The sequence below is a fragment of the Streptomyces xinghaiensis S187 genome (genome assembly GCF_000220705.2).
Classification (GTDB): Bacteria; Actinomycetota; Actinomycetes; order Streptomycetales; family Streptomycetaceae; genus Streptomyces; species Streptomyces xinghaiensis.
Genome location: NZ_CP023202.1, coordinates 1378133 through 1390362 on the forward strand (window position 1 = coordinate 1378133; position 12230 = coordinate 1390362).

The window sequence follows — 12230 nt, forward strand, 5'->3', positions numbered from 1 at the left end:
CTTTCCGCGAAGCCCCTCCGGGCGTCCGCAGTCCGCTGCCCGCCGGGCGGGTGACGCCCGGGCGGCCGTGCGGCCGGTTCCGCCGTACGGGACGTTCGCGGTGTCCTGCCGGCGGGAGTCGTTCCCCCTTGCCCGCAGAGACAGCGCCCGGGGGAGGAATGGTTGACTGCCACTTTTGGGCGGATAGATCCGGGCTGGTCGTGGAGCCGCACGGGCCACCAGAAGGGGATGTTCCGGGGCCTTTGCCGCCCCGCTGCGGCCCTGCGGCGGCCCCTGCGAACCTCCGGTGGCGGCGAAGGCACGCCCGCGTGCCGACGGGTGCGGACGGCAGACGGCGTGACGCCGTCGCGGAGTCACGGAGTCACGGCGTCACACCGGGACGGAGAGCGGATGGGGTCGACCTACCGCGCGGTGCGCGGTCGTTGGCACCGGACCCCTCCCTTCCCGTACAAACCTTCAGGCTCACCAGAGGTCATCTCCGAGGCCACAGGTATCTCCCGGAAAGGAACCCATGCCCCGGTCCCACCACAAGCGCTCCCGGCGTCCCGTCGTCCTGGGCGCCACCGCCATCGCGGCAGCACTGGCCGGCGGCCTGCTCATCACCCTGCCCGGCGCCGCCAGTGCCGCGCCCTCCGGTCTCGCCGACGATTTCAACGGTGACGGCTACCGCGATCTGGCGAGCGCCGCGCCGGGTGCCGTCGCGAACAGCGAGGAGAAGGCGGGCGCCATCGTCGTCAACTACGGCTCGTCGAGCGGGATCAGCGCGTCCCGCAAGAAGATCACGTCGCAGAGTTCCTCCGGGGTGCCGGGCGCCTCCGAGGCGGACGACCGGTTCGGCACCGAGCTGGCGCACGGCGATCTCAACGACGACGGCTACGGCGATCTCGTCGTGGGCATCCCCCTGGAGGATGTCCCCGGGGACATCGACCGTGGCACGGTGACGATCCTGTGGGGCGGCTCGTCCGGTCTGTCCGGCGGCACGACGATCAGCGATCCGAACCCGTCGGGCCACGACCGGTTCGGCCAGTCCCTCGCGGTCGGCGACTTCACCGGCGACGGCAGGACGGACCTGGCGGTCGGCTCCACCGGCAAGGACGTGTGGATCTTCAAGGGTGGCTTCACCACGTCGGGCGGCGCGGCGGGGAAGCTGCGCTTCGACGCGCGGGTCGAGTCCGGCGCGCACCCCAGGGGCGCCGTCCAGCTGGCCGCCGGGGACTTCGACGACGACGGGGCGGACGACGTGGTGGTGGCGTCCTCCGCGGGCAACTTCGTGTACCGGGGCGCCCCGGCCGGGCCCACGCTGCAGACCGAGGCGGGCACGGGGTACGCGGGCGCGCTCACCGTGGCCGACTTCGACCTCGACGGGCACGACGACCTGGTCGTCGGCAACGACTTCGTCGGAGTCCTGGACACGACGGCGGACGGTGGTTACGTCACCGTGTTCCCGGGCGGCGCGGCGGGCGTCGACGCCTCCCGCGGCACCGTCTTCAGCCAGGCCACCGAGGGGGTGCCGGGGGCGGACGAGTCCCAGGACTCGTTCGGTGGCGCGCTCGCCGCGGGCGACGCCGACGGCGACGACTTCCCGGACCTGGCGGTCGGTGCCTCCTTCGAGACCATCGGCTCCGCCTCCCGCACCGGTAACGTCTGGGTGCTGCGCGGCGGCCCCTCCGGCCTGACCGCGACCGGCGCCAAGTCCTACAACCAGGGGACCTCCGGGGTACCGGGCGCCAATGAGTCGTCCGACTGCTTCGGCGGCGTCGTCCACCTCGCCGACCTCACCGGGGCCGGCCGCGCCGACCTGTCCGTCGGCGCGGGCGGCGAGAACAGCGACGACGGAGCCGTGTGGATGCTGCGCGGCGCCTCGGACGGCATCACGGCCTCCGGCGCGGTGAGCTTCAGCGGGCCGACCGTGGGCATCGCCCGCTCCGGGGACGACCCCATGTTCGGGGACACGATGTCGGGCTCCTGAGCAAGCACGGGGAAAGACAGCCGGAGGGGGCGGCACCGGAGGATTCCAGTGCAGCCCCCTCCGTTGTGCGGACTTACGGCTGTGCGGACTCACGGCTGTGCGGACTCACGGCTGTGCGGACTTGCGACTGTGCGTGACATACGACTGTGCGGACTCACGACGTGGTGTGCCACAGTCGGCGGCGCCGCCCGCCGCGCACCAAGCCGTTACTTGCTGTGCGCGATCTGGATGAGGTTGCCGCAGGTGTCGTCCAGAACGGCGGTGGTGATCGGACCCATCTCCAGTGGCTCCTGGGTGAAGCGCACCCCGAGTTCGCGCAGCCGGCCGAACTCCGCCCGCACGTCGTCCACGGCGAAGGAGGCGGCCGGGATGCCGTCCTGGACCAGCGCCGTCTTGTACGGCTCCACCGCGGGGTGGCCGGAGGGCTCCAGGAGCAGTTCGGTTCCGTCGGGCTCCTCCGGTGAGACCACGGTCAGCCACCGGTCCTCGCCCATCGGGACGTCGTGCTTCTTCACGAAGCCCAGCACGTCGGTGTAGAAGCGCAGGGCCTTTTCCTGGTCGTCGACGAAGACGCTGGACAGGTGGATCCTCATGGGGCGCTCTCCGGTTCGTCGGGCCTGAGCCACCGCGTCACGATGCGCTCAAGGGGTTCGGTGTTCACGTCGTGGAACTTGTAGCGGCCCTGGCGCCGCGAACGGACCAGGCCCGCCGCTTCGAGTACGGCCAGGTGCTGGCTGATCGCCTGGCGGGACAGCCCCAGTCCGTGCTTGGTCACCAGCCGCGTGCATATCTCGAACAGGGTCTGGCCGTCCCGTTCCACCAGCTCATCGAGGATGCGCCGGCGGGTGGGGTCGGCCAGCGCCTTGAAGACATCCTCGGCCATGACGCCCACCATAGGCAAGTGAGCACTTGCCTATCAAGTCGTGTGTTCCGGCGGTGCCCGGTCGGGGCGGGGCAAACCGCCCGGCTACCGCGATGAGGGCCGAGGTCCGGACCGGGACGTTCGCACGCGGGCCAGGTGCGTACCGCGTTCGAGGAAGAGCATCCGCGCCCGCTTCCCGGGCAGTTCGATCTCCGGGCCGAGTTCGAAGCCCGTGCGCCGCAAGCGCTCGATGGCCTTCGCGTTCCGGGCGTCGGGTTCGGCGACGATCCGCCTGCGGTGCGGATCCTCCGCCAGCAGATGGTCGAGGAAGACGGAGAGGAGGGTGTCGGTGAAGCCGGGCTCGGGGGCGCCGTCGGCGGGGCCGATCATGAGATGCAGGCCGAAGTCGCCGGGCTGCACGTCGTAGCAGTCACCCACCGGGTCGGCGGAGGGTTCGTAGGTCTGGAAAAGCGCCACCGGGCGGCCGTCCCGGTGGATCAGGTAGGCGTGGTGAGTGGGGAGGGAGTCGAGGAACTCGTAGATCTCCCGGACCTGTTCGCGCGAGTGCTCGCGCATCCCCCAGAAGCGGGCACGGTCCCGGGTGACCCAGTCGTGGAGCAGATCCGTATCGCGGGCGGGGTCGACGGGGACGACGCGGACGGTCCCGAAGCCGTCGACGTGCCTCTCGTGCACCGGGGTTCGGGGAGGGCCACCGGCGCCGGGGCCGGACTCGGCGGGAGTGGCGGCGGAGGCACCGGGCCGCGGTGCGTCGGTCCGGGCTGGTTCGCCGGTGTCACGGAAGTCGTCGGGGGTCATGCCTCTCCTGGCTCGGCTGCGCGGCGGTTCGGTGGATCCGCGGCTCGGTGGACCGGTGGTCCGGTGGGGTGGTGGGGCAGGGCTCGGTGTGGGGCTCAGGGGTGACGGGCCTCCGGCGGAACGGTGTCCTCCGGGCGGACCGGATCGGCCGGCTCGACCGCGCGGAGGACCGGGCCGGTGTCGTACGAGCCCGGGGGCACCCGAGCGGAATCGCCCGCACCGAGACGGTCCTCGGGAGCGCCGTCCGGGCCTGCCGGGTCGGGGGCAACCGGATCGGGACCGGCCGGGCCCCGGCCGGTGGGCTCCGATGGCTCCGGTGGCTCCGATGGCTCCGATGTGAGCAGGCTCCAGTCGGTGACCACGGGGACGAGGTCGCCGCGCACCCAGAGCGGCAGTTGGTCGCTCCGGTGCGGGTGACCGGGGATCCCGGAGGCGCCCAGGGGCACGATCCACCGGCTGTCCTCGCGGCGGGCGAGATCCCACACGAAGCGGGCGGCGGAGGCTCTGGCGCTGTGGTGGGTGAGACCGGGCACGCTGGAGGTGGCCAGGACGCAGTCGTGGTCGCCGGAGAGGGCGGGCCGGATGCCGGGCGCCGTGTCCGGGGCCCCGGGGACGGGCTCGGCGGCCGCGTCCGAGTCTCCCGCGCGCCGGCCGGGTGCGGACTCCGGCAGTGCCTGCCACGGGGCCAGGCGGTGCAGGTCTCCCCACCGCTGTGGCGGGCCGGCGGCCCCGGCCTCCTCCGCGGCTGTCTCCTCGACGGCCCGTCGTACCGCCTCGATCCGGTCCGCGCCCGGGATCCGGTCGGACGTCAGCAGGGTTTCCAGCGCGAAGGCCACCCTCGGGACCAGGGCCAGCCAGGGCTGGAACACGTCCGGATGGGGCGGGGGCACGGCCAGCGGCGCCAGCACGGGGTGCTCCGCCAGCCGCCGGACGACGTGCGCCCGTACGGTGGCGAAGGCCGCGGCGTCGGTGCTGTCCGCGTCCATGTGGCGGTCCCAGCGCAGCAGCCGGTCCCGCAGGTCCGCGGCCGCGGGGCTCAAGCGGGCGGTGGTGGTCTCGGTGCCGTCTCCGCCGTCCGCGGGGTCGTCCTCGCGGCCGGTTCCGTGGCCGTCCCTGTGGTGGCCGTCCCTGGGGCCGTCCGCGCGGTCGAGACCCGCGAGGAGCCGCAACAGCGGTTCGGCGGAGGCCAGTCGGGTGTCCCTGTGAATCGCGGCCATGTCCCCGGCGGCCCAGAGGGCCTGCCGGTCCAGCAAGGACCTGATGCGCTCGGCGCGGTGCGGCGGTGCGAACTCCACGCCGAGCGGGCCCGCGATCCCCCGCTGGTTCGCCATGACCGCGGGGCCCCGCACGGTGTCCCGGGGCATCGGGTGGTGCCAGCCCCGCCACCCGCGATCGGCCTCCCAGGCCGGTGCGACGCGGAGCCGGTTCCCCGGGTGGCGCAGCGGTACGGCGCCGGCCACCCGGTGCAGGGTTCCGCCCGCGGTGTCGGCCGCGTGGACGACGTTCACCGGCTCGACCCAGCGGTCCAGGGCCCGGTCGACGTCGGCGACGCTCCTGGCCCGCAGCAGCGCGGGCAGGACGGCGAACCCGAGGTCTTCGCGCACGCGCGGCGGGTAGCGCAGGCTCACGGCGAGGGCGTGCCCTCCCCCGTCAGTCGCCGGATCAGAAGCCGAGGCCGAGCCCGGCGCCTGCGCCGGCGGGATGATCACCGGCCCGCGCTCCGTCTCCAGGATGGTGACCCGCACCGGATCGGCGCCCGCGACCTCGATGGTCTCGGCGTGGCGCCTCACCGGCCGCCAGCCGTCCGGGCCGAGCGCCTCCACGGTCCCGGAGGAGTCCACCGCCCCCCAGAGGTCCCCCGCACCGAGGGAATCCTCCGGGGCCGAGGCGTTCGCGCCGTCCGTGCCGTCCGCACCACCGCCGTCCGCACCACCGCTGCCCGCGCCCTCTTCTCCCCCGCCACGCCGCAGGCGTTCGGCGTACAGGTCCTGGTAGTCCGCCATGGCATTGGTGATCGACCAGGCGACGTGACCGGTGTGCCCGAAGTGGGCGATGCCCGGAACGCCCGGGACGGCCAGCCCGATGACGTCGAACTCCGGGCAGGCCAGCCGGATCTGCTGGTAGACGCCCGGGGCCTCGATGAAGCGGTGCGGGTCTCCGGCGAGGACGGCCGCTCCGGTGACGGTGCGGTCGCCGGGGACGAGCCAGCCGTTGCTGCCCGCGGTCCCTGGTCCGTCGGTGGCGAACAGCCCGGTCCAGTCCTCGCCGAGGCGCCGGGCCACCTCCTCGCGCCACAGCTTGGTGGGGAAACCGGCGAAGAGGATGTGGGTGGACAGCCAGATGCCCAGGGGCGTCCACGGCTCCCAGTGCCCGGGGGTGAGCCCGGTGGCCGCGAACTCCGGGGCGCGGGAGGCTCCTTCGGCCAGACCCGCGTTGACACCGTCGACGTAGTGCCGGAGCCATGTCGCGGTGTCCGGATCCTCCCGGTCCAGGGTGCGCAGGCAGCGTCTGGCGGTGTCGTCCAGCCGGGCCTGCCGGGCGAACCGGTCCCAGCCGACGGCTTCCGGCCCCAGGAACGCGGCCGTGGTGCCCCGGGACCGGTGCCGTTCCACCTCGATCTGCCAGGCCCGGTCCAGGGCGGCGTTGTGCCCCTGGGCGAAAGCGAGTTCGTTGGCACTGTCCGCGCGGAGATGCGGGATCCCCCAGGCGTCGCGGTAGAGCGTCATCTCCGGTCTCCTCTGCCGGGGCCGCCTTCGGGGCGGCCGGGTACGGCGGACGCGGCGGGTGCGGCCGGTGCGGCGGAAGCCCCGGACACCACGGCTTCCGGTGCGCCCGGGTCCGGGCCGGAGCCCGCGGCCGGCCCCGCACCTGTGTGCGACCCCGGGCCGGGTCCCGCGGCGGCTCCCGTGCCGACGGCAGCCCCCGCGCCCACGGCCGTCCCCGCGTCGGGGGCTCCGTCCGCATCCCTGCCCCTGCCCCCGTCCCCGCCCGCGCGCCGCAGCAGGTATCCCGCCGCGCAGCCCCCGGCGAGTACGGCCACGGCGCCCGCCAGCTGGCCCGTCTCCAGACCGGCCGCGAAGGCCGAGGTGATCCGGGCTCGCTCCGCCTCGCCGGCGGCGCGGCCCAGGGCCTCGGGAAGCGAGTCGGCGCCGGCTGCCGAGGCGGGCAGCAGTCCGCTGAACCGGGAGGCGAGGACGGCGCCGAGGACGGCGACGCCGAGCCCCGCGCCCAGTTCGGCGAGGGTGCTGTTGACCCCGGCGCCCGCGCCGGCCTTCTCCTTCGGGATGGAGCCCATGACGGCCTCGGCGATGGCCGGGTTGGCGAAGGCGCAGCCGACGCCCATCAGCAGCAGGCCGGACAGCAACCCGCCGTAGTGCCCGTCGCCCACCAGCGCCACCACCGCGAACCCGGCCGCCAGCGCGGCCATCCCGCAGGTGATCACGGTCGGCAGCCCGAAGCCGCGGATCAGCCGGGCCGAGACACCGGTGAAGTTCAGCGCCACCACGGTCAGCGCGAACGGCGCGATGGCCAGTCCGGCCTCCAGCGGGGTGCCGCCGCGGATGAACTGGAGCTGCTGGGTGAGCAGATAAAGCGCTCCCCCGCTGCCGAAGGTGATGAGGACGACACCCGTCACGGCGCCGGTGAAGCGGCGGTCGCGGAACAGCCGGGGGTCCAGCACGGGATGCGGGGTCCGGCGTTCCCACGCGGCGAAGAGGACCAGCCCGGCGATGCCGAACAGTGCGGGGAGGAGCACGGACACGGAGGTCCAGCCGTGCTCCGGCCCGGTGATCACCGCGTACACCAGGGCCGTCATGCCGACGACGGAGAGGGCGGCGCCCGGCAGGTCGGGGCGGCCGGCGGCCGGGTCGCGGGTCTCCGGGACGAGGACCGCCGCGGCGGCCAGGGCGAACAGCACCACGGGGATGTTGACCAGGAAGATCGCGCCCCACCAATAGTGGCTGAGCACCAGGCCGCCGACGACGGGCCCGGCGGCGAAGCCGAGCGCGCTGACGGCGGCCCAGATCCCGATGGCCCTGGGGCGTTCCGCCGCGCCGAAGATCTGCAGGACGACGGCGAGGGTGGTGGTGAGCAACAGGGCCGCGCCCACGCCCATGCCGGCCCGCGCGGCGATCAACTGGCCGGCGGAGCCGGCGAGTCCGGCGGCGAGGGAGCCGATGCCGAACAGGACGAGCCCGGTGAGCAGCATCCGTTTGCGGCCGTAGCGGTCGGCGGTGCTGCCTGCGGTGAGCAGCAGCCCGGCCTGGACCAGCGCGTAGGCGTTGATCACCCACTGGATGTCGGCGGTGGAGGCGCCGAGTTCCGCCGTGAGGGAGGGGATCGCCACGTTGAGCACGGTGTTGTCGAGGACGACGACCAGTTCGACGAGGCAGACGACGGCGAGGATCAGCCACCGCGCGGGGTGGCCGGGGTGGTCCGGGTGGTCCGGGTGGTCCGGGCCGGCTTCGGGGGCGGGGTGGCCGGCGGCCGGGCCGGGCCGCGTCTCCGGCTCCGGCTCGGGCCGCCTCTGCGGTTGCGTCTCCGGCTGCATGGGCGGTCAGGTCCTCGACGGTGCGGGAGCCGGGGCGTGGGCCGCGATCGGGTTCTCCAGGGTGCCGACGAGCTGGAGGGCGCCGGAGGGGTCCTGGAGATCGACCATCTGCCGGTTGTTGCGCAGCTGGAGCCGGTTGAGGCAGGACAGGGCGAACTCGGGGGCGAAGATGTCGTACCGCGCGAAGCGGCCGGCGAGTTCGGGCACCGACTCCTGGTAGGCCGTGACGGTCCCGGCGACCGTGCGCCAGAAGGCGTCCTCGTCGACGACCTCCTCGGCCGCCAGCACGGCGGCCAGATGGCGCAGGAAGCAGTCGAAGACGTCGGTGAGGATGGAGAGCAGTTTCATGTCCTCGGGCACCTCGGCCCGGACGCGTTCGACCTCGGGCGGCAGCTCGGCGCGGTCGTTCATGACGACGATCTCCTCGGCGATGTCCTTGAACACCACCCGGGCCACGGCGTCGTCCTCCAGGACGAGGATGACGTTCTCGCCGTGCGGCATGTACGCCAGGTCGTGGGCGTAGAAGCTGTGCAGCAGCGGCGTGAGGTAGGCGTCGAGATAGCGGCGCAGCCAGTCCTCGGCGGTCAGGCCGGAGCGTTCGATGAGGGCGGCGGTGAGGGAGCGGCCGTCGCGGTCGGTGTGGAGGAGGGCGGCCATGGTGGCGAGCCGCTGTCCGGGGCGCAGTCCGGGGACGGGGCTCTCGCGCCAGAGGGCGGCCAGCATTTTGCGGTACGGGGAGTGCTTGTCGGTGGCGGCCTCGTAGCCGCGGTGGCGGTAGCCGATGGCGGCGCGCTCGCGGATGACGGTGAGGCCGGTCCGGCGGAGGACGGGGTCGCGGGCGACGAGGCCGGCGAGCCAGTCGTTGATGGCGGGGGTGGCCTCCATGTAGGCGGCGGAGAGGCCGCGCATGAAGCCCATGTTGAGCACGGACAGGGCCGTTTTGACGTAGTGCTTCGCCGGGTCGCTGGTGTTGAAGAAGGTGCGGATGGACTGCTGGGCGAGGTAGTCGTCGTCGCCGGGGCCGAGGCAGACCAGGCGCCGCTGGGCTATCTCGGCGGCGAAGGTGACGGAGAGTTTGTTCCACCACTGCCAGGGGTGGACGGGTATGAGGAGGTAGTCGCCGGGGTCGAGGCCCAGGGCGGTGAGCTGTGCGGTGAAGCGGCCGAGGAGGGCGTCGCCGAGTTCGGCGCGGAGCAGGCTGTCGTAGTCGGTGTCGGCGGAGCAGGTGAAGGTGGTGTGGTCGCGGTGGGCGGCCAGCCACAGCAGCCGGACGGGTGCGCCGGTCTCGGGCGCGTGGGCGTGGTAGTCGTGGATGCCGAAGCCGAGGCGGCCGTTGTTGGCGACGAAGCAGGGGTGGCCCTCGGTCATGCCGGTCTCGATGGCCTGGAAGTCTGCGGCGGCCAGTTCGGCGGCGCTGACGGCGGGCTTGCCGAGTTTGTAGGCGGTGCCGGAGAGGGTGGAGCCGATCTCCTCCAGGTAGACGGGGAGGATGTCGTCGGCGATGCCCAGGGTGGTGCGCAGCTCGGTGAAGAAGGCGAGGCCGTCGAGCGGGAGTTCGGTGCCGTGCGCCTCGGACGTGCCGTGCGCCTCGGACGTGCCGTGCGCCTCGGACGTGTCCTGCGCCTCAGCCGTGCCCTGCGCCTCATCGGTGCCGGTGCCGCCGACGCGGTGGCGGGTGATGCTCGCCGCGTCGACGTGCCAGTGGTCGAGCCGCATCCGCCGGGCGGCGAACCGGTATTCGACGGTGCCGTCGTCACTGGTGACGCGGTAGCGGCCGCCGGGCAGCGGCTCCGGGGTGAGCAGCCGCTCGTGGGAGAACTCGGCGAGGGCCTTGCGGATCAGCAGCCGGACGGCGGTGTCCCAGTGCCCGGGGGTGAGGTGGGCGACCGCCTCTGCGGGTGCCGCTGTGTGCGGGGTGTGCGGGGCGGGCCGGAGCGGGGCCGCGCCGTGGGGGGCGGCGTCGGCGGCTGCGGCCCCGTGGGGGGCGGTGGTGCTCATGTCGCTGCTCCTCGTACGGCTGCTGCGAACCGGTCGCGGGTGCAGACGCTCAGCAGGGCGTCCTTCTCCGGTTTGGCGATGGTGGCGACGGGTTCGAACCCGACGGCCTCGTTCAGTGCGTGGACGGCGGTGTTGCGGATGTCGGGCTCGACGACGACCCGCCGGGCCTCCGGGTCGTCGAAGAGCATCGCCATGACGGTGGTGATCACGGCACGGGTGAAGCCGTGCAGGGGGATGTCGCCGGGGGCGGTGAGGAAGTGCATGCCGACGTCGCCGGGCAGCGGGTCGTAGAGCCCGGCGAGTTCGACGTGCGCGGGGTCGTAGCGTTCGACGAGGAAGGCGGGCCGGCCGCGGTGGAGGCCGAGGAAGGCGTCGTGGTGGGGGTGCGCCGCGATCCGCTCGTACTCCTCGGCCACGTCCTTCTCGTCCGCGTCCTGCATCAGCCAGAAGGCGGCCTTGGGGTCGGTCACCCAGCGGTGCAGCAGGGCCGCGTCGGCGTGCGGGTCGAGGGGGACGACGGCGAACTCGCCGAGCCGGGGGTCCGCACGGCGGAACAGGGGCGTGCGGGAGCCGGGGCCGGGGCCCGCGCCGTGGTCCGGGGCGCCGCTCATGCCGGGCTCCCCTCGGGCGCGGCGAAGTCCTGGAAGGTGAAGGACTTCTCGACCGGGTAGACCTCGCGGCCGAGGATGTCCCGGATGATGTGGGCGTTGCGGTACGGGCCCATGCCGAGGTCCGGCGAGGTGACGCTGTGCGCGTGGACGGCCCCGTTCTGCAGGAACACGCCGCGGCCGGCGAGGTCGACGCTGTAGTCGCGGTCCGGGTCGAGGCGCCCTCGGCTGTCGAAGCGCAGCCGGTCGCGGATGCCGTCGAGGAAGGCGGGGACCCGGTAGCTGTAGCCGGTGGCGAGGATCAGGCCCTCCGTGGTGAGCGAGAACGTCCGGTCCTGTTCCCGCTGGTGGAGGGCGAGGGTGTAGGTGCCGGTGGACTCGTCGTAGGAGGCGTCGGTGAGTGCCGTGTTGCTGATGAGCCGGGTCGGGACCGGGCCGGCGGCGCTCTTCTCGTAGAGCAGGTCGTAGATGGTGTTGATGAGCTCGGAGTTGATGCCCTTGTAGAGCGGTTTCTGCTCCTCCGCCAGCCGGTGGCGGGTGTCCTCGGGGAGGGCGTGGAAGTAGTCCACGTACTCGGGGGAGGTCATCTCCAGGGTGAGCTTGGTGTATTCGAGCGGGAAGAAGCGCGGGGAGCGGGTGATCCAGTCGAGCCGGTAGCCGTGGGTGCCGGTCTCGGAGAGCAGCTCGTGGTAGATCTCGGCGGCGCTCTGCCCGCTGCCGACGATGGTGATGCTCCGCTTGGCCTGGAGCGCCTCCTTCGCCTCCAGGTAGTGGGAGTTGTGGAGGACGTCGCCGCCCAGGTCGCGGCACGCCTCCGGGATGTACGGGGAGGTGCCGGTGCCGAGGACGAGGTGACGGGCCCGGTGCTCGGTGCGTTCGCCGGTGGCGGCACGGACGGCGTGGACGGTGTAGAGGCCGTCGGTCTCGTCGTACGTCACCGAGGTGACCTCGTGCCCGAAGCGGACGGAGGTGAGGCGGGCAGCGGCCCAGCGGCAGTAGGCGTCGTACTCCGAGCGCAGCGGGTAGAAGTTCTCCCGGATGTAGAACGGGTAGAGCCGCCCGGTCTCCTTGAGGTAGCAGAGGAAGGAGTAGGGCGAGGCGGGGTCGGCCAGGGTCACGAGGTCGGCCATGAACGGGGTCTGCAGGTGGGTGCCGGCCAGCATCATGCCCGGGTGCCAGGAGAATTCGGGGCGGCTCTCCAGGAAGAGGCCGTCGAGGTCGTCGAGGGGCTCGGTGAGGCAGGCCAGGCCGAGGTTGAACGGGCCCAGGCCGATGCCGATGACGTCATGTGGTGCGGTGCGGGCCGGGCCGGCGGGCGTTCCGGGCGTGGTGGTGGTGTCGGGCACGTCGGTCTCCGTGGAGGGTGAGGACTGGCTACGGGTACTGGCTACGGGCTGAGGACTGTCCCTGCTGTGGCCGGGGCCGGGA

General features: G+C 73.2%; 9 protein-coding genes. 1 reads left to right on the forward strand and 8 read right to left on the reverse strand.

Going from position 1 to position 12230, the window contains the following annotated elements; all coding sequences use genetic code 11:
* Positions 1-511: 511 nt before the first annotated feature.
* A complete protein-coding gene (locus SXIN_RS05855; RefSeq protein ID WP_019710988.1) occupies positions 512-1969 on the forward strand; it encodes an FG-GAP and VCBS repeat-containing protein in 1458 nt (485 codons plus the stop codon).
* A 206-nt stretch (positions 1970-2175) separates the two neighbouring features.
* On the opposite strand, the gene SXIN_RS05860 is transcribed toward SXIN_RS05855, so the two are convergent.
* From SXIN_RS05860 to SXIN_RS05895, 8 genes are all read right to left on the reverse strand, one after another.
* Positions 2176-2562, reverse strand: coding sequence for a VOC family protein (locus SXIN_RS05860; RefSeq protein ID WP_019710989.1), 387 nt, complete (start codon positions 2560-2562; stop codon positions 2176-2178).
* A complete protein-coding gene (locus tag SXIN_RS05865; protein ID WP_039823405.1) occupies positions 2559-2852 on the reverse strand; it encodes an ArsR/SmtB family transcription factor in 294 nt (97 codons plus the stop codon). Before SXIN_RS05865 ends, SXIN_RS05860 begins: the two co-directional genes overlap by 4 nt.
* An 84-nt stretch (positions 2853-2936) precedes the next feature.
* Positions 2937-3647, reverse strand: a complete 711-nt coding sequence (locus SXIN_RS05870; protein ID WP_019710991.1) for a GNAT family N-acetyltransferase — start codon at positions 3645-3647, stop codon at positions 2937-2939.
* 95 nt (positions 3648-3742) lie between these two features.
* On the reverse strand, positions 3743-6373 hold the full coding sequence (locus tag SXIN_RS05875; RefSeq protein WP_238153688.1) for a penicillin acylase family protein: 2631 nt from the start codon (positions 6371-6373) through the stop codon (positions 3743-3745).
* Positions 6370-8196, reverse strand: coding sequence for a DHA2 family efflux MFS transporter permease subunit (locus SXIN_RS05880; RefSeq protein ID WP_107501137.1), 1827 nt, complete (start codon positions 8194-8196; stop codon positions 6370-6372). Before SXIN_RS05880 ends, SXIN_RS05875 begins: the two co-directional genes overlap by 4 nt.
* Positions 8197-8202: 6 nt before the next feature.
* On the reverse strand, positions 8203-10194 hold the full coding sequence (locus SXIN_RS05885; RefSeq protein ID WP_019710996.1) for an IucA/IucC family protein: 1992 nt from the start codon (positions 10192-10194) through the stop codon (positions 8203-8205).
* A complete protein-coding gene (locus SXIN_RS05890) occupies positions 10191-10805 on the reverse strand; it encodes a GNAT family N-acetyltransferase (protein ID WP_019710997.1) in 615 nt (204 codons plus the stop codon). Before SXIN_RS05890 ends, SXIN_RS05885 begins: the two co-directional genes overlap by 4 nt.
* Positions 10802-12148 (reverse strand): lysine N(6)-hydroxylase/L-ornithine N(5)-oxygenase family protein, encoded by a 1347-nt coding sequence (locus SXIN_RS05895; RefSeq protein WP_019710998.1) that lies wholly within the window; start codon positions 12146-12148, stop codon positions 10802-10804. The genes SXIN_RS05890 and SXIN_RS05895 overlap by 4 nt, the downstream gene beginning before the upstream one ends.
* Positions 12149-12230 lie beyond the last annotated feature (82 nt).